The organism is Streptomyces sp. NPDC049837 (assembly GCF_040674455.1).
Taxonomy (GTDB): Bacteria; Actinomycetota; Actinomycetes; order Streptomycetales; family Streptomycetaceae; genus Streptomyces.
In genome coordinates this window covers 244,956-268,579 of record NZ_JBFAMP010000006.1, presented here as the reverse complement: position 1 = coordinate 268,579, position 23,624 = coordinate 244,956, and the positions used below count along the sequence as shown (strand labels likewise).

24 protein-coding genes and 1 riboswitch are annotated in these 23,624 nt (G+C 73.2%); of the genes, 11 read left to right on the top strand and 13 right to left on the bottom strand.

What is annotated here, in order from left to right; genetic code table 11:
* The first annotated feature begins 213 nt into the window (after nt 1-213).
* Entirely contained in the window at nt 214-2,262 is a 2,049-nt protein-coding gene (locus tag AB0J57_RS18930; protein ID WP_366129343.1) for an MFS transporter, read from the top strand.
* Here the strand turns inward: AB0J57_RS18930 and AB0J57_RS18925 are convergent.
* Nucleotides 2,259-2,756: a GNAT family N-acetyltransferase gene (locus AB0J57_RS18925; protein WP_366129342.1), complete on the bottom strand. Its 498-nt coding sequence runs from the start codon at nt 2,754-2,756 to the stop codon at nt 2,259-2,261. The genes AB0J57_RS18930 and AB0J57_RS18925 overlap by 4 nt on opposite strands.
* 108 nt (nt 2,757-2,864) lie before the next feature.
* On the opposite strand from AB0J57_RS18925, the gene AB0J57_RS18920 reads away from it, so the two are divergent.
* Nucleotides 2,865-3,518, top strand: a complete 654-nt coding sequence (locus AB0J57_RS18920; RefSeq protein ID WP_366129341.1) for a hypothetical protein — start codon at nt 2,865-2,867, stop codon at nt 3,516-3,518.
* Between the two features lie 86 nt (nt 3,519-3,604).
* A complete protein-coding gene (locus tag AB0J57_RS18915) occupies nt 3,605-3,889 on the top strand; it encodes a hypothetical protein (protein ID WP_366129340.1) in 285 nt (94 codons plus the stop codon).
* A gap of 7 nt (nt 3,890-3,896) precedes the next feature.
* On the opposite strand, the gene AB0J57_RS18910 is transcribed toward AB0J57_RS18915, so the two are convergent.
* The 3 genes from AB0J57_RS18910 to AB0J57_RS18900 form a co-directional block, all read right to left on the bottom strand.
* On the bottom strand, nt 3,897-4,565 hold the full coding sequence (locus tag AB0J57_RS18910; protein WP_366129339.1) for an O-methyltransferase: 669 nt from the start codon (nt 4,563-4,565) through the stop codon (nt 3,897-3,899).
* Between the two features lie 37 nt (nt 4,566-4,602).
* Nucleotides 4,603-5,283: a pyridoxamine 5'-phosphate oxidase family protein gene (locus tag AB0J57_RS18905; RefSeq protein ID WP_366129592.1), complete on the bottom strand. Its 681-nt coding sequence runs from the start codon at nt 5,281-5,283 to the stop codon at nt 4,603-4,605.
* 64 nt (nt 5,284-5,347) lie between these two features.
* Nucleotides 5,348-6,613, bottom strand: a complete 1,266-nt coding sequence (locus tag AB0J57_RS18900; protein ID WP_366129338.1) for a cytochrome P450 — start codon at nt 6,611-6,613, stop codon at nt 5,348-5,350.
* Nucleotides 6,614-6,851: 238 nt separating this feature from the next.
* Here AB0J57_RS18900 and AB0J57_RS18895 point away from each other — a divergent pair, with 238 nt between their 5' ends.
* Nucleotides 6,852-8,021, top strand: a complete 1,170-nt coding sequence (locus AB0J57_RS18895; protein ID WP_366129337.1) for a steroid 3-ketoacyl-CoA thiolase — start codon at nt 6,852-6,854, stop codon at nt 8,019-8,021.
* 64 nt (nt 8,022-8,085) lie between these two features.
* On the opposite strand, the gene AB0J57_RS18890 is transcribed toward AB0J57_RS18895, so the two are convergent.
* The 7 genes from AB0J57_RS18890 to AB0J57_RS18860 all read right to left on the bottom strand — a co-directional run bounded on the left by AB0J57_RS18890 (nt 8,086) and on the right by AB0J57_RS18860 (nt 15,840).
* The gene (locus tag AB0J57_RS18890; protein WP_366129336.1) at nt 8,086-8,487 is read right to left on the bottom strand and encodes a transglycosylase SLT domain-containing protein; all 402 of its coding nucleotides are present in this window, start codon (nt 8,485-8,487) and stop codon (nt 8,086-8,088) included.
* Between the two features lie 323 nt (nt 8,488-8,810).
* On the bottom strand, nt 8,811-9,647 hold the full coding sequence (locus tag AB0J57_RS18885; protein WP_366129335.1) for an ECF transporter S component: 837 nt from the start codon (nt 9,645-9,647) through the stop codon (nt 8,811-8,813).
* Entirely contained in the window at nt 9,644-11,512 is a 1,869-nt protein-coding gene (locus tag AB0J57_RS18880; protein ID WP_366129334.1) for an ATP-binding cassette domain-containing protein, read from the bottom strand. Before AB0J57_RS18880 ends, AB0J57_RS18885 begins: the two co-directional genes overlap by 4 nt.
* Nucleotides 11,509-12,606: an energy-coupling factor transporter transmembrane component T gene (locus tag AB0J57_RS18875; protein WP_366129333.1), complete on the bottom strand. Its 1,098-nt coding sequence runs from the start codon at nt 12,604-12,606 to the stop codon at nt 11,509-11,511. The genes AB0J57_RS18880 and AB0J57_RS18875 overlap by 4 nt, the downstream gene beginning before the upstream one ends.
* The gene (locus AB0J57_RS18870; protein WP_366129332.1) at nt 12,603-13,271 is read right to left on the bottom strand and encodes an SCO2322 family protein; all 669 of its coding nucleotides are present in this window, start codon (nt 13,269-13,271) and stop codon (nt 12,603-12,605) included. Before AB0J57_RS18870 ends, AB0J57_RS18875 begins: the two co-directional genes overlap by 4 nt.
* Nucleotides 13,268-14,557 (bottom strand): prenyltransferase/squalene oxidase repeat-containing protein, encoded by a 1,290-nt coding sequence (locus AB0J57_RS18865; RefSeq protein WP_366129331.1) that lies wholly within the window; start codon nt 14,555-14,557, stop codon nt 13,268-13,270. The genes AB0J57_RS18870 and AB0J57_RS18865 overlap by 4 nt, the downstream gene beginning before the upstream one ends.
* Nucleotides 14,558-14,690: 133 nt before the next feature.
* Nucleotides 14,691-14,764, bottom strand: a riboswitch (cobalamin riboswitch).
* 41 nt (nt 14,765-14,805) lie between these two features.
* A complete protein-coding gene (locus tag AB0J57_RS18860; RefSeq protein WP_366129330.1) occupies nt 14,806-15,840 on the bottom strand; it encodes an MBL fold metallo-hydrolase in 1,035 nt (344 codons plus the stop codon).
* 99 nt (nt 15,841-15,939) lie between these two features.
* Here AB0J57_RS18860 and AB0J57_RS18855 point away from each other — a divergent pair, with 99 nt between their 5' ends.
* The 3 genes from AB0J57_RS18855 to AB0J57_RS18845 all read left to right on the top strand — a co-directional run bounded on the left by AB0J57_RS18855 (nt 15,940) and on the right by AB0J57_RS18845 (nt 18,293).
* Nucleotides 15,940-17,400 carry an aldehyde dehydrogenase gene (locus tag AB0J57_RS18855; RefSeq protein WP_366129329.1) on the top strand — a complete coding sequence of 487 codons (1,461 nt, stop codon included), beginning with the start codon at nt 15,940-15,942 and terminating at the stop codon, nt 17,398-17,400.
* Nucleotides 17,400-17,636, top strand: coding sequence for a ferredoxin (locus tag AB0J57_RS18850; RefSeq protein ID WP_366129328.1), 237 nt, complete (start codon nt 17,400-17,402; stop codon nt 17,634-17,636). Before AB0J57_RS18855 ends, AB0J57_RS18850 begins: the two co-directional genes overlap by 1 nt.
* A 129-nt stretch (nt 17,637-17,765) precedes the next feature.
* Nucleotides 17,766-18,293, top strand: a complete 528-nt coding sequence (locus AB0J57_RS18845; protein WP_366129327.1) for a hypothetical protein — start codon at nt 17,766-17,768, stop codon at nt 18,291-18,293.
* Between the two features lie 237 nt (nt 18,294-18,530).
* On the opposite strand, the gene AB0J57_RS18840 is transcribed toward AB0J57_RS18845, so the two are convergent.
* On the bottom strand, nt 18,531-19,148 hold the full coding sequence (locus tag AB0J57_RS18840) for a TetR family transcriptional regulator (RefSeq protein WP_366129326.1): 618 nt from the start codon (nt 19,146-19,148) through the stop codon (nt 18,531-18,533).
* A 191-nt stretch (nt 19,149-19,339) separates the two neighbouring features.
* On the opposite strand from AB0J57_RS18840, the gene AB0J57_RS18835 reads away from it, so the two are divergent.
* The 4 genes from AB0J57_RS18835 (at nt 19,340) to AB0J57_RS18820 (ending at nt 23,280) form a co-directional block, all read left to right on the top strand.
* Complete coding sequence (locus tag AB0J57_RS18835; protein WP_366129325.1) at nt 19,340-20,686, top strand: glycosyltransferase family 4 protein; 1,347 nt, start codon at nt 19,340-19,342, stop codon at nt 20,684-20,686.
* Nucleotides 20,687-20,735: 49 nt separating this feature from the next.
* Nucleotides 20,736-21,470: a class I SAM-dependent methyltransferase gene (locus AB0J57_RS18830; protein WP_366129324.1), complete on the top strand. Its 735-nt coding sequence runs from the start codon at nt 20,736-20,738 to the stop codon at nt 21,468-21,470.
* On the top strand, nt 21,467-22,540 hold the full coding sequence (locus tag AB0J57_RS18825) for a prenyltransferase (protein WP_366129323.1): 1,074 nt from the start codon (nt 21,467-21,469) through the stop codon (nt 22,538-22,540). Before AB0J57_RS18830 ends, AB0J57_RS18825 begins: the two co-directional genes overlap by 4 nt.
* Nucleotides 22,541-22,752: 212 nt before the next feature.
* Entirely contained in the window at nt 22,753-23,280 is a 528-nt protein-coding gene (locus tag AB0J57_RS18820) for a hypothetical protein (RefSeq protein ID WP_366129591.1), read from the top strand.
* Nucleotides 23,281-23,349: 69 nt separating this feature from the next.
* Here AB0J57_RS18820 and AB0J57_RS18815 read toward each other — a convergent pair whose 3' ends face one another.
* Nucleotides 23,350-23,475, bottom strand: a complete 126-nt coding sequence (locus AB0J57_RS18815) for a hypothetical protein (protein ID WP_366129606.1) — start codon at nt 23,473-23,475, stop codon at nt 23,350-23,352.
* Nucleotides 23,476-23,624: the final 149 nt, after the last annotated feature.

Sequence of the window (23,624 nt, the reverse complement as noted above, 5' to 3'; positions counted from 1 at the left end):
CGATTATGCAGCCCGCCGGGCGCACCGGAGGACCACCCTCCGCACCCCCGACCCCGCTCGGCGGGCCGTATCGGGACGAAGCGCCCAGGATGGGAGAGGGAAACAAGGGGTACGCGTCCGGCCCGCCGCACACCCGCGCGATGACGGCCCGTGAGACCGGCCAGGAGAAGACCGGCCAAGAGAAGACCGCCCGCGAGACGACGAGGAGAAGCGATGGCGCAGGAAGTGAGCACCCCGGCCACCAGCCCCGCCCCGGGCCACGGCCACCACCGGCGTACCGTCCTGGTCGCCATCGGCGCCCTGCTGCTCGGCATGCTGCTGGCGGCACTCGACCAGACCATCGTCTCCACCGCCCTGCCGACCATCGTCAGCGAACTCGGCGGCATGGAGCACCTGTCCTGGGTCGTCACCGCCTACATGCTCGCCTCCACCGCCGGCACCCCCCTCTGGGGCAAGCTCGGTGACCAGTACGGCCGCAAGAAGCTCTTCCAGACCGCCATCGTCATCTTCCTCATCGGCTCGGCCCTGTGCGGCATCGCGCAGAACATGCCGCAGCTCATCGCCTTCCGCGCGGTCCAGGGCCTGGGCGGCGGCGGCCTCATGGTGCTGTCCATGGCGATCGTCGGCGACCTCGTGCCGCCGCGTGAGCGCGGCAGGTACCAGGGCCTGTTCGGGGCCGTCTTCGGCGCCACCAGCATCCTCGGCCCCCTCCTGGGCGGCCTGTTCACCGAGCACCTCTCCTGGCGCTGGGTGTTCTACATCAACCTGCCCATCGGTGTCGTCGCGCTCTTCGTCATCGCCGCCGTGCTCCACATCCCGGTGCGCGCCACCCGTCACACCATCGACTACCTCGGCACCTTCCTCATCGCCTCCGTCGCCACCTGCCTCGTCCTCGTGGCCTCCCTCGGCGGCACCACCTGGGAATGGGACTCGCCGCAGATCATCGGCCTCGCCGTGCTCGGCGCCGTGCTCCTCGTGTGGTTCATCTCCGTCGAGCGGCGCGCCGCCGAACCCGTACTGCCGCTGAAGCTGTTCCGCATCCGCACCTTCACGCTCGTCTCCGTCATCAGCTTCGTCGTCGGTTTCGCGATGTTCGGCGCGATGACCTACCTGCCCACGTTCCTCCAGGTCGTACGGGGCGTGACGCCGACCATGTCCGGGGTGCACATGCTGCCGATGGTGCTCGGCATGCTGCTCACCTCCACCGGCTCCGGCCAGATCGTCAGCCGGACCGGCCGCTGGAAGGTGTTCCCCGTCCTCGGCACCGCCATCACCGCCCTCGGGCTGGTCCTGCTGCACCGGATGAAGGAGACCAGCTCCGACGCGGAACTGAGCCTGTACTTCTTCGTCTTCGGCGCAGGCCTCGGCCTCGTCATGCAGGTCCTGGTGCTGGTGGTGCAGAACGCGGTCCCGTACGAGGACCTCGGCGTCGCCACCTCCGGCGCCACCTTCTTCCGCTCCATCGGGGCGTCGTTCGGCGTCGCCATCTTCGGCACCATCTTCACCAACCGGCTCACCGGCAAACTCGCCGACGCCCTCGCCGGCCGAGAGGTGCCCCCCGGCGCCGGAGCCGGCCAACTGGCCGCCGACCCGCGCGCCATCGCCGGACTGCCGCCCGACCTGCGCCCCGGCGTGCTGCACGCCTACGCGACGTCCATCACCGACGTCTTCCTGTACGCGGCGCCCGTCGTCGCCCTCGCCTTCGTCATCGCCCTGCTGCTGCGGGAGGACCGGCTGCGCGGCGCCGTCACCGCGCCCGACCCCAGCCAGACCGTCGCCTCCAACCCCGTCGAACGCTCCTCGTACGAGGAGTGCGCCCGCGCCCTGTCGGTGCTCGGCTCGCGCGAGGGCCGCAAGGAGATCTACGAGAAGATCACCGCGCGCGCCGGGCTCGACCTGCTGCCCGCCGCGAGCTGGCTGCTGCTGCGCGTGCGCCGCCACGGCACGGTGGAGCCCGGTCGCCTCGCCGACACCACGCCCGTACCGATCCGGGTCATCACCGAGGCCGCCCGGCAGTTGGAGGAGCGGCACCTGGTGCGCCGGGAGGGCCTCCAGCTCCTGCTGACCGACCAGGGCGTGGACGTGGCCGCCCGGCTGGCGCACGCCCGCGAGGAGTCCCTCGCGGAGCTGCTCGGCGACTGGTGGGGACCGGACCGGCCGACCGACCTGGTGCAGTTGGTCGAGGAGCTGACGGCCGAGCTGTGCGGCTCCACCCGGGAGCGGCCCCGGGCCCCCGAACCCCGCCGCAACCACGCCCTTTAAACGGGAGTCCGGAGCTCCTTGCCGTACCAGACGTCCATGTACGGGCCCTCGCAGTACGCCGGGATCTCGCGGTAGCCGCAGCGGGTGTACAGGGCGCGCGCCTCGACCAGGTCCAGCCGGGTGTTGAGCACCATGCGCCGGGCGCCCAGCCCGAGCGCGGCCGCTTCCAGGGCGTCCATCAGGAGCGCCGCGCCGCCGTTGCCGCGGAAGGCGTGGCGGATGAACACGCGGGTGAGCTCCGCCCGCTCCTCGTCCAGCATGAGCACCCCGCCGCAGGCGGCGGGCTCGCCGTCCGCCCGGCCGACCAGGAACTGGCCGGTCGGCGGGGTCAGCCGCTCCACGCCGTCGCTGGTGAGCCCTTCGTCGATCTCCGCCGCCGTCGCAGGCCGGCGCCAGTAGCGGCTCGCGACGTCGTCGTAGTAGTCGCGGCGCAACGCGGTGGCGTCGGGGCTGTCGTAACGCTCGGGGCGGATGGTCCAGTTGGTACTCGTCATGGTGCGTCTCTATCCGGGGGGCCGGTCGTTTGGCCAATGCTTTAGCGGCAACACGCCCCTCGAACAGACACGAAGAGACCCCGACCCCTGGATCGAGGGAAGACAGTCATGTCCACTGTCCTGATCGTCGTCGCTCTGGTCGTCGTCTTCGCGGCCGTGGTCGCCGCGGTCCTGTACATGGGCCCCGGCCGGCGCGGGTTGAAGCGACGGTTCGGCCCCGAGTACGAGCGGACGGTCGCCCGGCACGACGGCGACACCAAGGCCGCCGAGCGTGAACTCGCCGAGCGCGTCGAGCGCCACGGCGACCTCCGGGCCCGGCCGCTGTCGCGTGAGGCCCGTGAACAGTACGTGGCCCTGTGGGCGGGCCTCCAGGAGCAGTTCGTCGACGCGCCGCGCCAGGCCGTCGCCGAGGCGGACCGGCTGCTGGCCCGGTTGGCCGAGGACCGCGGCTTCCCGGCGGCCTCCACGTACGAGGAGCAGGTCGCCGCGCTGTCCGTGCACCACGCCCACCACGTCGACGGCTACCGGCGCGTGCACCGCACCGCTCGCGCGGACATCGCCACCGCCACCGGTACCGCCGCCGGTACCGCTACCGGCACCGGCACCGAGGAGCTGCGTGCCGCGATGGTCGAGGCGCGGCGGCTCTTCGAGGAGCTCGTCGCCGATCACCCCGAGGACCACGCCCGTCATGCTCCCCGCAACCGCCCGTCCGGCCGCGCCCACCGGTTCCACGCGCCCTGGCCGAAGGGGAGTGGCGCCTGATGTCCCCCAACGACCCGACGACGTCCGTCCCGGTAACGTCCGTCCCGAAGAGGTCCGTTCCCGCCACGTCCGTTCCGACCACAGGCGTGTCCGAGCCGTTGGTGCCACGGGCCGCGCGGGAGGAGCTCGGTGAGCGGCTGCGGCAGGCACTCGCCGAGTTCGTCGACAGCCCGCGGCGTTCCGTGAAGGAGGCCGCCGACGTCCTGGACGCGGCCGCCGAGCGGCTCACGGCCGCGCTGGACGACCACCGTCATGTGCTCCGCGCCGACTGGGACAGGGCAGGCGGTGACCGTACGCCGCCGGACACCGAGCGGCTGCGGGTGACGCTCCAGGCGTACCGCGAGATGGCCGAGCGCCTGCTGCGCGTATGACGGCCGGTCAGGCCGCCACGCGGGCCAGCAGCATTCCGTCGTAGCCCTTGCCGCCGACCGTCTGGAGCGCCGTGGCGTCCAGCCGCGGGTCGCGCGCGACCAGGTCGAACATCTCGCGCGTCGCGATCACCGACGGGTCCGTCGTGGACTCGTCGGTGATCGCGCCGCCGCGTACGGCGTTGTCGACCACGATCAGGCTGCCCGGCCGGGTCAGCCGCAGCGCCCACTCCACGTACCGGGGGTTGTTGGGCTTGTCGGCGTCGATGAAGACCAGGTCGAACGGGCCCACGCCCTCCTCCGCCAGTCGCGGCAGGGTGTCCAGGGCCGCGCCCGTGCGTACCTCGGCCACCTTGTCCAGCCCCGCCCTGGCGAGGTTGGCGCGGGCGACCCCGGCGTACTCCGGGTTGTACTCCAGCGAGATCAGCCTGCCGTCCTCCGGCAGCGCGCGGGCCAGCCAGATGGTGCTGTAGCCGCCGAGCGTGCCGATCTCCAGGATGGTGCGGGCGCCCTGCACACGGGCCAGCAGGTGCAGGAACTTGCCCTGGGGCGGTGTCACGGCGATCGCCGGCAGGCCCGCCGCGCCGCTGTCGGCGAGCGCGGCGGCCAGTGCCTCGTCGGCGGGCGCCAGCATGTCGGTGAGGTAGTCGTCCACGGCGGTCCATCGCTCTTGGCTCATACCGCCGAACGTACGTCACGCCACCACACCTTGGGGCTCATCCACGCCCGGCGAGAGCCGCGATGTGCGCGGGCACCGGCAGGCCGGCGGGCAGCAGCGGGTCCGGCTCGGGTGCGCCGAAGACGGGCCGGTACGGGACGACGCCGGCCCACAGTCCCAGCGCGGCGTCCGGCCCGTCCCCGTCGTCCGGCGGGCCGGCCGAGATCTTCACCGACGCCTCGTCGAGCGGCAGGGCGAGCAGCGAGGTGGCGGCCAGTTCCTTCCCGCTGGGGGTGCGCGCGTAATCCCACTGCCCCGGTGCGCACTGCTCGGTCAGGGCGCGCAGCCCGTGCAGCAGCTCCTCGCGGTCGGTGACCCGGCGCGGGGTGCCCTGGACCATGGCGCAGCGGTAGTTGACGCCGTGCTCGAAGACGGACCGGGCGAGCACGAGCCCGTCGACGTGGGTGACGGTGACGCACACCGGGGCGCCGGGCGACTGGACCAGGCTGCGGCTGGCGACGGAACCGTGCAGGTAGAGCACCCGGGCCTCGAAGTCCACGCCGTAGACGGTCGGCACGGCCAGGGGCGCTCCGTCGACGACCACCGCGAGGTGGCAGACGAACCCGGCACGCAGGACGTCGTCGAGATCGGAGCGCAGGGTGCTGCCCTTCTCCCGCAGCCGCCGGTGCCGGGTCCGCTCAGTGACACGGAGATACTGATTCGGTCGTTCCTCGCCCATGAAGCCACCGATCCGGTTGTGACGTGCTGGTCGCACTCACCTTTTCAGTGGTGGTGGGGGGCGTTCAAGGGGTACGGGGTCCGACGCTGACCTGGAGCTCCTTGATGCCGTTCAGCCAGGCGGCGCGCAGCCGTCGCGGGTCGCCGGCGAGGCGGAGGCCGGGCAGGCCGTCGGCGATGGCGTTGAAGATCAGGTCGATCTCCAGGACGGCGAGGGACTTGCCGAGGCAGAAGTGCGGGCCTCCGCCGCCGAAGCCGAGGTGGGGGTTGGGGTCACGGGTGATGTCGAAGCGTTCGGGTCGGTCGAAGACCTCGGGGTCGTTGTTGGCGGAGGAGTAGAAGAGGCCGACCCGGTCGCCCGCCTTGATCTTCTGGCCGCCCAGCTCCACGTCACGGGTGGCGGTGCGCTGGAAGGAGACGACGGGGGTGGCCCAGCGGACGATCTCCTCGGCCGCCGTCCGGGGGCGCTCGCGCTTGTAGAGCTCCCACTGCTCGGGGTGGGTGAGGAAGGCGTGCATGCCGTGGCTGATGGCGTTGCGGGTGGTCTCGTTGCCCGCCACCGCGAGCAGGATCACGAAGAAGCCGAACTCGTCGCCCGCCAGGTTGCCCTCGTCCTCCGCCGCGACGAGCTGGGACACGATGTCCTTGGCCGGGCACTCCTTGCGGGCGGCGGCGAGGTTCATCGCGTACGAGACGATCTCCATGGCCGCCTCGGTGCCGACCTCCTCCGTGATGGCGTACTCGGGATCGTCGTACGCCGCCATCTTGTTGGACCAGTCGAAGAGCTTGATCCGGTCCTCCTGCGGTACGCCGATGAGTTCGGCGATGGCCTGGAGCGGCAGTTCGACGGCGATGTTGGTGACGAAGTCGAAGGAGCCGTCGTCCCCCGCGTTCGCGATCGCCGTTTCCACGATGGAACGGGCCCGGTCGCGCAGGGCGCGCTCCAGGGACCGGATGGCGCGGGGCGTGAAACCGCGCTGGACGATCTGGCGGACCCGGGTGTGCTCGGGCGGGTCCATATTGAGCATGATCAGCTTCTGGACGTCGATCTGGTCGCGGCTGATCGTCTCGTTGAACCGGATGATCGCGGTGTTGGTGTTCGACGAGAACAACTCCGGGTGCGTGGAGACGTACTTGACGTCGGCGTGCCGGGTCACCGCCCAGTACCCCTCGTCGTCGAAACCGGAGATGCGGCGCGGCTGGGCACACCACCAGACCGGGGCGGTCCGCCGGAGGGCGGCGAACTCCGGGAGCGGCACCCGGGCCTGGAGCAGGTCGGGGTCGGTGAGGTCGAACCCCTGGGGCAGCGAGGGGAGATGGGGGCAGGTCATCGGCGACCTCCGTATCTGATGGCCCATCAGAAGCTGCCCGCAAGGTAGTAACGGGTTCTACAAGTGGCAAGGGGCGCGGGAGGTTCCGTTGTCCGACCGGGCGCGTGCACGACCCTTGCGTACCGGGGGTAAGCCTCAGCAGACTGGCCGGACAACTAGAACGCGTACCAGTTCGCGTACCAGTTCGTCCGTGGCGGCGCCGGGACGCCTCGCGGGCGTGCGAGGAGAGGACGAGCTCATGGCCGCGGAACCCGTCATCGTCGAAGCCGTACGCACCCCCATCGGAAAGCGCGGAGGCGCACTCGCCAACCTCCACCCCGCCTACCTGCTCGGCGAGACGTACCGCGAACTCCTCGCCCGCACCGGCATCCACGCCGACTGCGTCGAACAGATCGTCAGCGGTACGGTCACCCACGCCGGCGAACAGTCCATGAACCCCGCCCGCACCGCCTGGCTCGCCATGGGCCTGCCCTACGAGACCGCCGCCACCACCGTCGACTGCCAGTGCGGCTCCTCGCAGCAGGCCTCCCACATGGTCGCCAACATGATCGCCTGCGGGGTCATCGACGTCGGCATCAGTTGCGGCGTCGAGGCCATGTCCCGCGTACCGCTCGGCAGCGGCTCCAAGCACGGGCCGGGCAAACCCTTCCCCGACGAGTGGAACGTCGACCTGCCCAACCAGTTCGAGGCCGCCGAGCGCATCGCCCGCCACCGGGGCCTGACGCGCGAGCGCGTCGACTCGCTCGGGCTGCTCTCGCAAGCCCGCGCCGCCACCGCGTGGGCCGAGGAGCGCTTCAAGCGCGAGACGTTCGCCGTCCAGGTACCGACCACGGAGGACGAGCAGCGCGAGGGTCAGGGCATGTGGCGGCTGGTCGACCGCGACGAAGGGCTGCGCGACACCAGCATGGAGGCCCTCGCCCGGCTCAAGCCCATCATGCCGACCGCCGTCCACACCGCCGGCAACTCCTCGCAGATATCCGACGGCGCCGCCGCCCTCATGTGGGCGTCCAAGCGCATGGCCCGCGCCCTGAAGCTCAAGCCCCGCGCCCGGATCGTCGCCCAGGCGCTCGTCGGCGCCGACCCGCACTTCCACCTCGACGGGCCCATCGACGCGACCCGCGCGGTCCTCGGCAAGGCCGGGATGTCGCTGAAGGACATCGACCTCGTCGAGGTCAACGAGGCCTTCGCCTCCGTGGTGCTGAGCTGGGCGCAGGTCTTCGACCAGGACCTGGAGAAGGTCAACGTGAACGGCGGGGCCATCGCGCTCGGTCACCCCGTGGGGGCGACGGGCGCCCGGCTCATCACCACCGCGCTGCACGAACTGGAACGCGCCGACAAGGAGTTCGCGCTCGTCACGATGTGCGCGGGCGGGGGACTGGCGACCGGCACGATCATCCAGCGGCTCTGACGCACGGGAAGGCCCCGGTGAACGCCGTTCACCGGGGCCTGCGTCGTCATCTGCTGGGTGTGGCTCAGTACCAGCCGTTGGCCTGCCAGAAGTTCCACGCACCGCACGGGCTGCCGTAGCGGTCGTTCATGTAGTCCAGGCCCCACTCGATCTGGGTGGCCGGGTTGGTCTTCCAGTCCGAGCCGGCCGACGACATCTTCGAGGCCGGCAGGGCCTGCACCAGGCCGTAGGCGCCGGACGAGGCGTTCGTGGCGGTCGGGTTCCAGCCGGACTCGTGCTCAACGATCTTGCTGAAGCACTGGTACTGACCCGCCGGGACCATCTTCTTCGCGATGTCCTGCGCGGAGGCGGCCGAAGCCGGGGCGGTGGTGCCCAGCACGGCTCCGGTGGCGCCCAGCAGCACGGCGGCGCCGGCGGCGACGGACTTGGGACGGGCGGAGAAGCGGGTGACGAGCGAGCGGAACACGTAAGCGACCTAACGTCGGGGACATGGGGCGTCGCGCGGCATGCCGGAACCACACCAGGGGGTGGGGGAGGAGGCTGCCAGGGGCGCTTCGATGCGGACCGCGCCCGGCGACATCACCAGAGAAACAGGGCGGTTCCGCCGCTGCAAGGACCCCTGTTACTAGGCGGAGCCGGACTCGGGGGCGGGGGTCCTCCGGGCGCCCCGGCCGATCAGTGCACGTCGCCACGGGCGGACGCGGGACCGACGGGTGTCCGTTCCGGCCCACTATCTCCCCTCGTATGTGACCTACGTCCTGTGGGGCGCCTCACCCCCAGGGGCCCCTTTCAGGTCTTTTCGGCGCCTTCGAAAGTGACCTGCGCCTCGAAGGCGGCCCGTCGAGTCGCACGGCGCAGCGCCTTCAGAACCGTCGATCCGATGGTCAGCATCAGCACCACCGTGAGCACCGCCCGCCCCAGGTCCCAGCCGAGCGACGTCGCCGCGCAGTACGCCAGGAACCGGACCAGGTTCTCGTGCACCGGGTCACCCGGCTGGAACGAGATCCCGCTCCCCATGCCCTGGAGGGTCACCCAGCCCTGGAGGTTCATGACCGTCCCGTACGCGAACGCCGCCACCGCCCCGTACAGCGCCAGCATCAGCACCTCGCCCCGCCCCCGCAGCGCGACCGGCCCCGGCAGCAGCCCGGCGCCCATCGTGAACCAGCCCATCGACAGCATCTGGAACGGCATCCACGGACCCACCCCTCCGGTCAGCAGCGCCGACGCGAACATGGTCACCGCGCCCAGTACGAAACCGAACCCGGGCCCGAGCACCCGGCCGCTCAGCACCATCAGGAAGAACATCGGCTCCAGGCCCGCCGTACCCGCGCCCAGCGGGCGCAGCGCCGCGCCCACCGCCGCCAGCACGCCCAGCATCGCCACCGCCTTGGCGTCCATGCCGCAGTCGGCGATGGTCGCCACCACCACGGCCACCAGCAGCGGCAGCAGCACCGCCAGCAGCCAGGGCGCGTCCTGGGAACGGCCCGCCAGCACCGACGTGCCGTCCGCGAGCAGCGGCCACCCGAACGCGACCACCCCGATGGCGCTGATCAGGACCAGGGCGGCGACCGAGCGCGGCCCGAGCCGCACCGGGCGGGCGCTCACAGGCCGGACAGGGGCGCTCACAGGGCCGCCTCCACCTGCGAGACGGTCAGCCACGGCTGCGGCGCGAGGACCTTCGCCACCTGCGGTGCGAAGGCGGGGGAGGAGACGACGACCTCATGGGTCGGCCCGTCCGCGACGACCTCGCCGTCGGCCAGGATCACGACCCGGTGCGCCAGCTCGGCGGCCAGCTCCACGTCATGGGTCGCCATGACGATGGCGTGCCCGTCGGCGGCCAGCCCCGCCAGGACGCCGGCCAGCCGGGCCTTCGCCGCGTAGTCCAGCCCCCGGGTCGGCTCGTCGAGCAGCAGCAGCGCGGGCCGGGCGGTCAGCACGACGGACAGTGCCAGGGCGAGCCGCTGCCCCTCGGACAGGTCCCGGGGATGGGTGCCGTCCGGCACGCCCGGCAACAGCTCCGACACCAGGGCCCGGCAGGCCCCCGGCTCCGCACCCGCGTCGGCGTCGGCGGCCGCGCACTCGGCGGCCACGGTGTCGGCGTACAGCAGGTCGCGCGGCTCCTGCGGGACGAGCCCCACGTGCCGGATCAGCTCCCGGGGCGGCGTACGGTGCGGCACCCGGCCGCCCACGAGGACGCTGCCGCCCGCCGGCTCGACCATCCCCACCAGCGCCCCGAGCAGCGTCGACTTGCCGGCGCCGTTGCGCCCCATGAGCGCCACGGTCTCCCCGGCGCGCACGTCCAGCCCGACGCCCCGCAGCGCCTCGACCCGGCCGCGCCGCACCGCGAGGCCCCGGGCCCGGGCGACGGGGTGCCCCGCCGGGGGGTTCTGCCGGGGCTCCGCCCCGGACCCCGGGACGTCGTGGTCGTCATGGGGGTACTGCGTACCCCCACACCCCCCGGCGGGTGCGGCGGCTTCGCCGCGCACCGGTGGCGCTGCCTCCCCGCCGGCCGCTGCGCTGCCTCGGCGCAGCAGGCGGCTGAGCGCTGCCCGCACGCCGGACGGTGCCTCCGGCGCGTCCCGACCAGGTCGGCGCGGCGCGGAGCGCTCGCGGGCGGGGGTGGCGGGGTGCCCCGTACCCCCATCGGTCCGGGGTGCCGGGGGCGGGCACCCGGCAACCGCCAGCCGGTCGCGCAGCCCGCCCGCCCGGCGGCGGGCGTCGCGGACCGACAGGGGGAGCGGGTCCCAGCCCGCCAGGCGGCCCAGGGCGACGACCGGGGGGTGGACCGGCGAGACGGCCATCACGTCGGCGGGCGGGCCGAGGAGCACGGGGGCGCCGGGGGCGGACAGCAGGGCGACCCGGTCGGCGTACTGGACCACCCGTTCCAGGCGGTGCTCGGCCATCAGGACCGTGGTGCCCAGGTCGTGGACCAGGCGCTGGAGGACCGCGAGGACCTCCTCCGCCGCCGCCGGGTCCAGCGCCGAGGTCGGCTCGTCGAGCACCAGGACCTTCGGGTGCGGGGTCAGCACGGAACCGATCGCGACCCGCTGCTGCTGGCCGCCCGACAGCGTGGCGATCGGACGGTCCCGCAAGGGCGCCAGGCCCAGCAGGTCCAGGGTCTCCTCCACCCGGCGCCGCATCACCGACGGCGCCAGGCCCAGCGACTCCATCCCGTACGCCAGCTCGTCCTCCACCGTGTCGGTGACGAAGTGCGCGAGCGGGTCCTGGCCCACGGTGCCGACGACGTCCGCCAGCTCACGCGGCTTGTGGGTGCGGGTGTCACGGCCGTCGACCGTCACCCGGCCGCGCAGGGTGCCGCCCGTGAAGTGCGGGACCAGGCCCGACACCGCGTTCAGCAGCGTCGACTTGCCCACCCCGGAGGGGCCCACCAGCAGCACCAGCTCGCCCTCCGGGACGGTGAAGTCCACGCCCCGCAGGGTGCTTTCGCCGGTGTCGGCGTACGTCACCGTCACGTTCTCGAACCGGATCACACGGACTCCTTGGGCAACGAGGTCGGCAGCGGGGCCACGAACGCGGGCAGCAGGCCCACCAGGACGGACAGCGCCGGCCACACCGGCAGCTCCGGTGCGGCGAGCGGGACGACACCGGGGTGCAGCGCCGCCGTGTCGGAGGCGACCACCAGGGCCGCGGCCGCCACCCCCGACCCGGCCACCAGCCAGGCCCGCGCGCCCCACAGGTCGGGCCGGTAGCGGGTGCGCACCGAACGGCGGCCGCCCAGCCGCAGCCCCGCCAGCACCATCACCACCCCCGCCCCGGCGAACGGCACGGCGTACGCCTCACCCGAGGCCGCCAGCAGGCCGTACGCGCCGACGCACACCGCGAGCAGCCCGCCCAGCGTCAGGACCGTCGTGGCCTGCCGCACCCCGCGCGGCACCGGCGCCGTCCGCCCGTACCCGCGCGCGTCCATCGACGCGGCGACCGCCACCGACCGCTCCAGCGCACCCTCCAGCACCGGCAGCCCCACCTGGAGCACCGCCTTCACCCCGCCGGCCGGCCGTCCGCGCAACCGCCGCGCAGTGCGCAGCCGCATCACGTCGGCCACCATGTTCGGCGCGAACGTCATCGCGACGACCACGGCGACCCCCACCTCGTACAGCGCGCCCGGCAGCGACTTCAGCAGCCGCGCCGGGTTGGCGAGCGCGTTCGCGGCGCCCACACAGATCAGCAGCGTGGCCAGCTTGGCCCCGTCGTACAGCGCGAACACGAGCTGTTCGGCCGTCACCCGGCCGCCGATCCGTACCCCCTGCGCCCAGTCGGGCAGCGGTACCTCGGGCAGCGTGACCAGCACGTGCGTACCGGGGATGGGCGAGCCCAGGACGACGGAGAAGACCAGCCGCACGACGAGGACCGCCAGCCCCAGCTTCACGAACGCCCCGTACGAGCGGGCCCACGGCGCGTCGGTGCGGCGGGCCGCCACCACGTACCCGGCCACGCCCACCAGCAGGCCCAGCAGCAGCGGGTTGGTCGTGCGGGACGCGGCGACGGCCAGGCCCAGGGCCCACAGCCACCACGCGCCCGCGTGCAGGGCGTTGGAGCGGTTCGCCCCGGGCGCGCGCAGGCTCATCGGCGCCGGCGGTGGACCTGCCACCCGGCGGCGGCGCCCAGGACGGCGACGGCGGCCACACCGGCGACGAGCCCGACGGAGGGGCCGGGTTCGAGATCCATGACGGGGTGGGGCACGGGCGACGGGGACGCCGACCCCGACGGGCTCGGCCCGGGGGTCGAGGACACCTGCTCCCCGCACCCCGTCCCCGGATACCCCTCGATCGCGCACAGCAGCGCCTGGCCGTTGTACCGCAGCGGCTTCGCGACCGCCGCCAGCGCCTCCGCGCTCGTCGCGCCGTCCGGCACCCGCGCGCACGCCACGCGCGGCGCGGGCGGCTGTCCGGAGCCCTCGGGCGCGTCCGCCGCCGTACCGAAGTCGATGACGACACCGACCCGCTTGGTGCCCTCCCGCGCGGGCGTCGTCCCGCAGATCGCGGCGAAGCCGGGCGCACGGCGCGGCCGCTGGGCGTCCGCCGAGTCGGCGCTCACGGCGAACCGGTAGCCGTTGACGTCACCGTCGGCGGGCCGGGCGGTGGCCGGGCCTTGCGTGGCGTACGTCCACTCGCCGCCCCTGCTCTCCCAGAACGACCAGTAGCGGTAACCGGCCGCCTCGGCGGGCGCGGCGAGACCGAGCAGCAGCGCGCAGGCGGCGAGCAGCGGGGGCAGAAGCCGGGTGCGCGTCACCGCTTCCCCTTACGGCCGCGGCCGCTGAGCAGGAACCCGATGCCCATGCCGGCGATCAGGAAGATGGCGACGGCCAGCCAGACGTTGAAGCCCGGCTCCTCTTCGTCGGCCTTCTGCTCCTTCTTCTCCGCCACGGGAACCGACTTCGGCGCGGGACCGGTCGCGTTCAGTTTCCGTACGAGGTCCACGCCGCCGAAGTCGCGGACGTCCGCGCCCACGGTGTGGGCGGCGAGGATCAACTGCGCCCAGGCGGCGGGGCCGCTCTCCTCGGCCCAGGCGGCGGAGTTCTTCTCCAGCCAGGCCACGGCGGGCGCCGCCCCGTCGAGGTGGCCCGCCGCGCCGAGGGCGATCACGGCGTCGGCGGTGTTGCCGAAGTCGGGCTGGGGCGCGGTGGTGGCGGCGCCCGGCATGGGCGGCAGATCGAGGTGGCCGCTCCTGGCGAGGGCGCCGGCCAGGTAGGCGGCGCCATTGCGGGCGGCGCGCTCGGCGGTCGGCGCGGCGGCGGCCTCGCAGGTCGGCTTCTGCTCCGGCTTGGCGCCCCGGGTCTGGAGGTCCTTGCCGAGCGCGGCCAGCACGGCGGCGGCGGTGGCGTCGCCGTTCGCGGCGAGCGCGCCGGTCTTCGGGTCGGGCTGGTAGGCGAACGCGCCCCCGCCCGCCTTGGCGTCGCACGGGATCGCGAGGCCGAGCAGGGCGTCGTACGGCGTCTTCCCGCCGCTCGACCGGATCTCACCGGGCCGGTGGCCGGTCGCGGCGAGCGCGCTGACGACGATCGAGGTCGAGTTGGCGTCGCTGGGCGCACCGGGGTTGTAGCCCCAGCCGCCGTCCTTGTTCTGGACACCCTTCAGCCAGGCCGCGCCCGCGCCCATGGCCTTGCTGACCGGGTCGGTGCCCGGCTCGGCGGCCTCGGGCTTGTCGACACCGGACAGCGCCTGCACGGCGACGGCGGTGGCGTTGGTGTCCAGCAGCGTCGCCGGGGTGCAGGTCTTGGCGGGGTCGGGGCGGTAGGAGGCGAAGCCGCCGCTGTCGCACTGCTGCTTCAGCAGCCAGTCCACGGCCGTCCGGTTCGGCTCCACGCCGGCCACCTGCTGGGCCATGAAGGCGAGCGACTGCCGCCACACCCCGTCGTACGTCGGGTCCTTCGTGCCGTACAGGCCGGCCGGGATCGACGGGGCCGTGGGGGAGGGGGCCGGCGACGGTGCCGCGTGGGCGGCCGGGGAACCGCCGGACAGCAGCACGGCGGTGGCGGCGAGCGCTGCGACGCCGTGGCGGACGCGAACGGTGGTCATGGCTTGGGTGGCCTCTCCTGCGGGAACCGGACACCGGCACGCGGGGGCACCAGGCTCCGGCTCCGTATTCCTCGACGGTGCCGGTCACCGGGCGGTCGGTCCCGGTGACGCGAGCCGAACACGTGCTCGTACGGGGCAATCCGGCTCACCGCCGTGGGACGGCGGTACACGGTTGCGGGTCAGCGCCGGATTCGCACCGGCTTCCCCCCGTACGGGCATGATGACGACCCGCTCACTCTACCGGCGGGTCATACGGCCAGGTATGCCACGGGGTCGCTGCCCGGCACCGGCTCGGCGCGCCCCAGTTTCACCAGGCGCCGCAGATGGGCCTCCGCCTCCGAGAGGGCGATGGTGCGCGAGCCGTACGGGATCCGCGCCCAGGGGCGGTTCCACTCCATGCGCTCGGCGAGCTGCCAGGGGGTGAGCGGGGTGGTGAGGAGCGCGAGCAGGCCGGTGAGCCGCTCCTCGTGGTGGGCGAGCAGCTCCCGCACCCGCTCGGCGGCGCCGGTGAAGGCGTGCTGGTGGGCGGGGAGGACCTCGGCGGCGCCGAGGCGGCCGACCCGCTCCAGGGAGTCGAGGTAGTCCCCGAGGGGATCGGTGACTGCGTCCTCCTCCGGGTCCTCGTACAGCCCGATGTGCGGGCTGATGCCGGGCAGCAGGTGGTCGCCGGAGAAGAGGCGGCCGTGTCCGGCCAGGTTCGCGGGATGGGCCTCCTCCAGGTGCAGGCAGACGTGGCCCGGGGTGTGGCCGGGCGTCCAGACGGCCCGCAGCCGGCGCCCCGGGAGGTCGAGCAGCTCACCGGGCGCGATCTCCCGGTCGGGCAGGACGGGCTGCGGCAGGGGCAGGTCGCCGACGCGGGCCGCCCGCAAGGGCGCCGTGTGCCCGTCGGGAGCGCCCGCGGCCTCCAGCTTCGCCACCAGGTAGGTACGCCAGGCGCCCGGCTCGGCGTCGCGGGTGCGGCGTACGACGGCGATGTCGGCGGCGTGCATGGCGATCCAGGCGCCGGACGCCTCCCGGACGCGGCCGGACAGGCCGTGGTGGTCGGGGTGGTGATGGGTGACGAGCACGCCGTGGATGTCGTGGACGGAGGTACCGAGGGCGGTGAGCCCGCCGCACAGCTCGGCCCACGAGCCCGGGTCGTCCCAGCCGGTGTCGACGAGGACGGGGCCCCGGCCGGTGTCGACGACGTGGACCAGGGTGTGGCCGAGGGGGTTGTCCGGGATGGTGACCGGGATGCTCCATACGCCGCCGCCGTGGTCGTACACCTGCGGTCCTGGTGGCATGAGACCTCATCTCCCCACGGCGGTACGGCCATTGCCCAGTATAACTAGAACTGGTATCAGTTCTGAAACAGTGTCAGATACTTCGGGAGGCGGCGCGCCATGACCGACCCGGTCGAGCACGGAAAGCTGTTCATCGGCGGCGAGTTCGCCGACCCCCTCGGCGATGGCGTCATCGAGGTGATCTCGCCGCACACCGAGCAGGTCATCGGCCGGGTGCCGCACGCCTCCGAGGCGGACGTCGACCGCGCGGTCGCGGCGGCGCGCCGGGCCTTCGACGAGGGGCCCTGGCCGCGGATGTCCCTGGACGAGCGGATCGCCGTCGTCACCCGTATCAAGGACGCGATCGCCGTACGGCACGAGGAGATCGCCCGGACGGTCAGCGCGCAGAACGGCTCCCCGTACTCCTGGAGCGTCCTCGCGCAGGCGCTCGGCGCCATGATGGTGTGGGACGCGGCGATCACGGTCGCGCGCGACCACCCCTACGAGGTGGAGCGCGCCGGGGTCCTCGGGCCCATCATGGTGCGGCGCGAGCCGGTCGGGGTGGTCGCGGCGGTGGTGCCGTGGAACGTCCCGCAGTTCACGGCCGCCGCGAAGCTGGGCCCGGCGCTGCTGGCCGGGTGCACGGTGGTGCTCAAGCCGTCGCCGGAGTCGCCGCTCGACGCCTACATATTGGCGGACATCGCCGCGGAGGCCGGGCTGCCGGAGGGCGTGCTGTCGATCCTGCCCGCCGACCGGGAGGTCAGCGAATACCTGGTCGGCCACCCGGGCGTCGACAAGGTGTCCTTCACCGGCTCGGTGGCGGCCGGCAAGCGCGTCATGGAGGTCGCCTCCCGCAACCTCACGCGCGTCACCCTCGAACTGGGCGGCAAGTCGGCGGCGGTGATCCTGCCGGACGCCGGCCTGGAGGCGGCCGTCGCCGGGATCGTCCCGGCCGCCTGGATGAACAACGGCCAGGCGTGCGTGGCCCAGACCCGCATCCTCGCGCCGCGCTCCCGGTACGACGAGTTCGCCGAGGCGTTCGCGGCGGCGGCCGGGGCGCTGGTGGTCGGCGACCCGCTCGACCCGGCGACCCAGGTCGGCCCGCTGGTCGCCCGCCGCCAGCGGGACCGGTCCCTCGACTACATCCGCATCGGCCAGGAGGAGGGCGCCAAGGTCCTCGCGGGCGGCGGCCGCCCGGCCGGCCTGGAGCGCGGCTGGTACGTGGAGCCCACCCTCTTCGGCGACGTCGACAACCGGATGCGGGTCGCCCGCGAGGAGATCTTCGGCCCCGTCATCTGCCTGCTGCCGTACGAGGACGAGACCGAGGCGCTGACCATCGCGAACGACTCCGACTACGGCCTCAGCGGCAGCGTGTGGACCGCCGATGTCGCCCGGGGCATCGACTTCGCCCGCCGGGTGCGCACGGGCACCTTCAACGTCAACACCTTCAGCCTGGACATGCTGGGCCCGTTCGGCGGCTACAAGAACTCGGGGCTGGGGCGGGAGTTCGGGCCCGAGGGCTACGACGCGTACCTGGAGTACAAGATGATCCACCTCCCGGCCGGCCACCAGGCGTCGTGATGGGCGACCGCTGGCACGTGGAGGTCGACCGGGGCGTGTGCATCGGCTCCGGCATGTGCGTGAACCACGCCCCGGACGGCTTCGCCCTGGACACGGCACGGCAGTCCCGCCCGACGGCCGCCGACACGGACGCCGACGAGCGCATCCTCGCGGCGGCGGAGGGGTGCCCGGTGGAGGCCATCACGATCGCCCTGGCGGACGGCGGCGAGCCGGTTTTCCCGCCCGACGAGGAGTGAGCGGGCGCGGGTCGCTGCACGGCCCGGCACGTACTCGCGTGCGAAACTGCTTCCTTGATCACGGGGGCACGGGGCCCGCGTGCACGCAGGATTGGGAGATTCGTGCGCAAGTCGGGAGCTTGGGGAAGGGTGGCCGCGGCCGCCGGTGTGGTGCTGCTGGTCGCCGGCTGCGGCGGCGGTTCGGACAAGGGGACGGGCGTCGCCGCGCCCTCGTCCGGCTCCTCGGCCCCGGCGGGTTCGGGCGCGGGCGCCGAGGCGGACACGGGCGGCAGCCTGGACGCCGCCGCGGTGACCAAGGAGATCTCGGCGGCGGCCACGGCGGCGGGCTTCACCGAGGAGCCCTCCTCCGACGACATCCCGGCGCCCCTCAAGCCGTGCATGGTCTCCTGGCAGGCCGACGACAAGAAGGTCACCGACTCCAGGAAGTCCTACGACGACACGGTCGCGGCCCTCGCCAAGGGCGGCTGGCGGGAATCCCAGAACGTCGACCAGAAGGGCTCGGTCATCAAGTCCCTGGACAAGGCCGGCTGGACCCTGAAGGCCAGCCACCACGGCCAGGGCGGCTTCCTGATGGTCTCCTTCATCGCCACGGACAACGGCCCGGTGTGCGAGAAGCTCTTCCAGGAGGACCTCCAGAAGAGCAAGACCAAGCAGTAACGGCCCGCACCCGCCCTGCGGCCCAGGTGAGCCCGGAGGGGCCCCGCCCCCACCCCACCGGGGGTGGCCGCCGCCCACCGGCCCGCACCCGGGGTCACCGGGACCAGGCACCGCCTCTTGGGGCGCCAGGGCCGGGCACCGCCCCTGTCCCGTTGTGCCCACCCGTCCCGCCCCAGCGGGACGACTGCCCACAACGGAGCCGGGCGCCGCGCGACCGCCCACAGCGGGGCGGGCGGGTCAGGGCGACCCGGACGAGTCCGGGGCCGTGAGGTCGATGAGGCGGCAGACCGTTTCGATGTCGATCTTGACCTGGGCGATCGAGGCCCGGCCCGAGAGCCAGGTGATCAGCGCCGAGTGCCAGGTGTGCTCGATCACGCGCACCGCGGAGAGCTGCTGGGGCGTCGGGTGTTCCAGGCCCATCGCGTCCAGGATGATCGCCGTCGTCTGCCGGGAGACGGTGTCCACCTCCGGGCTCACGCTGCGGTCCGCGAACGTCAGCGCCCGCACCATCGCGTCCGCGAGGTGCGGCTCGCGCTGGAGCGCCCGGAAGGCGCGCATCAGCGTCTCGGCCACCCGCTCCGAGGCAGACTCCCCGGCCGGCGGCCGCTTGCGCAGCGTCGTGTGCATGTGGTCGAGCTGGTCCTGCATGGTGGCGACCAGCAGGTGGATCTTGGACGGGAAGTACCGGTACAGCGTGCCCAGCGCGACCCCCGCGGCCTCCGCGACCTCGCGCATCTGGACCGCGTCGAAGCCGCCCCGGCCGGCCAACTGCGCGCTGGCGTGGAGGATCCGGCGGCGGCGCGCCTCCTGGCGCTCGGTGAGCGGCGGCGACGCCGGTCTGTCTTCCGCTGTCATGTGTCCCGTTCCGTGCTGGTGGTGCGCGACAGTATGGCGGGCGCCGTGGCGTGAATCACCTGTTCCGGCCCTCACAGCGGCGCTACCTGCCGGTAGATTCGAAGCTCCTTGAACCATCAAGTCTGAAACTTGTTCTAGATTAGCGCGACCGGTTACGCTCCGGCGAAACGCAGGCAAGAAGGGGGCCGCGAGTGACCGCTGAGGCCATAGACGCAGGCCCCCGCGGCGGTGTCACCGGGGGCGACGACGACCTCCCGCTGCGCATCGCGCTCCTCACGTACAAGGGGAACCCGTTCTGCGGCGGCCAGGGCGTCTACGTGCGCCACCTGTCACGCGAACTCGCCCGCCTCGGGCACCGCGTCGAGGTGATCGGCTCCCAGCCCTACCCCGTACTCGACGAGGGCGTGCCGCTGACCGAGCTCGCCAGCCTCGACCTGTACCGGCAGCCCGACCCCTTCCGCACGCCGGGGCGCGACGAGTACCGGGACTGGATCGACGCCCTCGAAGTCGCCACCATGTGGACCGGCGGCTTCCCCGAGCCGCTCACCTTCTCGCTGCGCGCCCGGCGCCACCTGGCCGCCCGGCGCGGCGACTTCGACGTCGTCCACGACAACCAGACGCTCGGTTACGGCCTCCTCGGCGGCCCCCGCGCCATCGGCGCCCCGCTCGTCACCACCATCCACCACCCCATCACCGTGGACCGGCAGCTCGAACTGGACGCCGCCGCCGACTGGAAGCGCCGCGCATCCGTCCGGCGCTGGTACGCCTTCACGCGCATGCAGAAGCGCGTCGCCCGCCGCCTGCCCTCCGTGCTGACCGTCTCCGGCTCGTCGAAGGACGAGATCGTCGAGCACCTCGGCGTGCGCCAGGACCGCATCCGCGTCGTCCACATCGGCGCCGACACCGACCTGTGGTCGCCCGACCCGGCCGTGCCCGAGGTCCCCGGGCGGATCGTCACCACCTCCAGCGCGGACGTCCCGCTCAAGGGCCTCGTCCACCTCGTCGAGGCGCTCGCCAAGCTGCGCACCGAGAACCCGGACGCGCACCTCGTCGTCGTCGGCAAGCGCGCCGAGGACGGACCGGTCGCCCAGGCCATCGAGCGGTACGGGCTCGACGGCGCCGTCCGGTTCGTCAAGGGCATCACCGACGCCGAGCTGGTGGACCTCTACCGGGGCGCCCAAGTGGCGTGCGTGCCCTCGCTGTACGAGGGGTTCTCGCTGCCCGCCGCCGAGGCGATGGCCACCGGGACGCCCCTGGTCGCCACCACGGGCGGTGCCATCCCCGAGGTCGCCGGCCCCGACGGCGAGACCTGCCTGGCCGTCCCGCCCGGCGACGCGGGCGCCCTCGCGGCGGCGCTCGGCAAGCTTCTCGGCGACGCCGGGCTGCGCACCCGGCTCGGCGCGGCGGGCCGCGCCCGGGTGCTGGACCGGTTCACCTGGGCCCGCGCGGCCCAGGGCACGGCGGAGCTGTACCGCGAGGCGATCGCCGCGCACGGCGCGGGCACGCGCGGAGCAGGCACGCGCGGAGCACGCCGATGACCTCCCCCACCGCACACACCACCCCGGACCGTGAAAGCAGGCCGCCCTCGTGCTGACCGTCGACTTCACCCGCTTCCCGCTCGCCCCCGGCGACCGCGTGCTCGACCTGGGCTGCGGTGCCGGGCGGCACGCCTTCGAGTGCTACCGGCGCGGAGCACAGGTCGTCGCCCTCGACCAGAACGGCGAGGAGATCCGCGAGGTCGCCAAGTGGTTCGCCGCCATGAAGGAGGCCGGTGAGGCGCCCGCCGGGGCCAGCGCCACCGCCATGGAGGGCGACGCCCTCAACCTGCCCTTCCCCGACGAGTCGTTCGACGTCGTGATCATCTCCGAGGTGATGGAGCACATCCCCGACGACAAGGGCGTCCTCGCCGAGATGGTCCGGGTGCTCAAGCCCGGCGGCCGGATCGCCGTCACCGTCCCCCGCTACGGCCCCGAGAAGGTCTGCTGGGCGCTCTCCGACGCGTACCACGAGGTCGAGGGCGGCCACATCCGGATCTACAAGGCCGACGAACTCCTCGCCAAGATCCGCGAGGCCGGGCTCAAGCCGTACGGCACCCACCACGCGCACGCGCTGCACTCGCCGTACTGGTGGCTCAAGTGCGCCTTCGGCGTCGACAACGACAAGGCGCTGCCGGTGCGCGCGTACCACAAGCTGCTGGTCTGGGACATCATGAAGAAGCCCCTGGCCACCCGCCTCGCCGAGCAGGCCCTCAACCCGATCATGGGCAAGAGCTTCGTGGCGTACGCGACCAAGCCGCACCTGCCGGTGGACGCCGCCAAGTGACCTCCCCGGAGCGCACCGAACACCTCGTCCTGCCCGGCGTCCTCACCGCCGAGCAGGCCGCCGAGACCGTCGCCGGCATCCTCGCCGCGCAGCGCGAGGACGGCGCCATACCGTGGTTCCGGGGCCACCACCTCGACCCGTGGGACCACACCGAGGCGGCCATGGCCCTGGACACGGCCGGCGAGCACGACGCGGCCGCCCGCGCCTACGAGTGGCTCGCCCGCCACCAGAACGAGGACGGCTCCTGGTACGCCGCCTACCACGACGGCGACCACACCCAGGTCACCGACCGGGGCCGGGAGACGAACTTCTGCGCGTACATCGCCGTCGGCGTCTGGCACCACTACCTCGCCACCGGCGACGACACCTTCCTCGACCGGATGTGGCCCGTCGTCTACGCGGCCGTCGAATTCGTGCTGCGGCTCCAGCAGCCCGGCGGCCAGATCGGCTGGAAGCGCGAGCCCGACGGCACGCCCGTCACCGACGCGCTGCTCACCGGCTCGTCGTCGATCCACCAGGCGCTGCGCTGCGCCCTGGCGATCGCCGAGGAGCGCGAGGAGCCCCAGCCCGACTGGGAGCTGGCCGTCGGCGCGCTGGCCCACGCCATCCGCCACCACCCGGAGCGGTTCCTCGACAAGAACCGGTACTCGATGGACTGGTACTACCCGGTCCTCGGCGGCGCCGTCACCGGCGCGGCGGCCAAGGAGCGCATCGAGAGCGCCTGGGACGACTTCGTGGTCCCCGGCCTCGGCGTGCGCTGCGTGCTGCCGAACCCCTGGGTCACCGGCGGCGAGAGCTGCGAACTGGCCCTGACCCTCTGGGCCATGGGCGAGTCCGACCGCGCGCTGGAGATCCTCCAGTCCATCGGCCACCTGCGCGCGCCGGGCGGCATGTACTGGACGGGGTACGTCTTCGAGGGCAACCGGGCCGTGTGGCCCGAGGAGCTCACCACCTGGACGGCGGGCTCCCTGCTGCTGGCGGTGGCCGCCCTGGGGGGCGACGAGGCGACCACGGCGGTCTTCGGCGGGGACCGGTTGCCGCAGGGCCTGGCGCCGGACTGCTGCCGGTGAGACGCTGAATCCACCGGTGCCCGGATTCGCCAGCCTTGCAGCGGGGTACCCGAGTTCACCGATCGGGACTGCTTCCGGGCGATTCGTCCGCAACCATCCGGCTGTCCCGGTCGTCCCATACAACACAACAAGGAACACAGCGTCAGGGGAAAACGATGAAACGACGCGCCACGGCACTGGTGACGCTCCTGCTCACGGGCGCCGGACTCGGGATGCTGACGGTGCCGGCCGGGGCGGCCCCCGCAGCGCCCACGCAGACGACCACGGTGTGCCCCACCGGCTGGGGCAGCACCCAGAAGACCGGCACCAGCGCCGCGACCGCCTCCCTGGTGAACATCAGGACGGGGCGCCACGACTGCTTCGACCGCATGGTCTTCCACGTTCCCGGCGTCGGCAGCAGCAAGATCGGCTACCGCGTCGCATACGTGTCCCGGCTCTACCAGGACGGCTCCGGGAACTACATACCGGTCGCCGGCGGAGCCGTACTGGAAGTGCGCGTGGCCGCTCCCAGCTACGACCCCAATACGGGTAAGGCCACCTACCAGGGGAAGGCGGGCAAGCCGCTGCCCGGTGTGAACCTCACCGGGTACCGCACCTTCAAGGACGCCCGGTTCGCGGGCAGCTTCGAGGGTGACACCCAGATCGGCCTCGGCGTCCGCGCCCGGCTGCCGTTCCGGGTCCTCCAGCTCCCCGACCGCCTCGTCGTGGACGTGGCCCACACCTGGGGCACCGCCCGCTGACCCACGAAACCGCCGGCCGGCACCCGAGCCCCGGGCTCGGACGCCGGCCGGCGAGCCGTTCCCGGCCTCTCAGTACCGGCGCAGGCGGCCGGCGAGGGCGTGGCCGAGGAAGAGGTAGACGATCGCGGCCAGGCCGTACCCGGCCACGACGCGGAGCCACGCCGCGTCGAAGGTGCTGTGTCTTTCGGGGGACACCCCCGAACCCCCGGGGTCGTGCGACCGGCCGGTGGGGCGCGGGGTGTCCGTCAGTACCGGCGCAGGCGGCCGGCGAGGGCGTGGCCGAGGAAGAGGTAGACGATCGCGGCCAGGCCGTACCCGGCCACGACGCGGAGCCACGCCGCGTC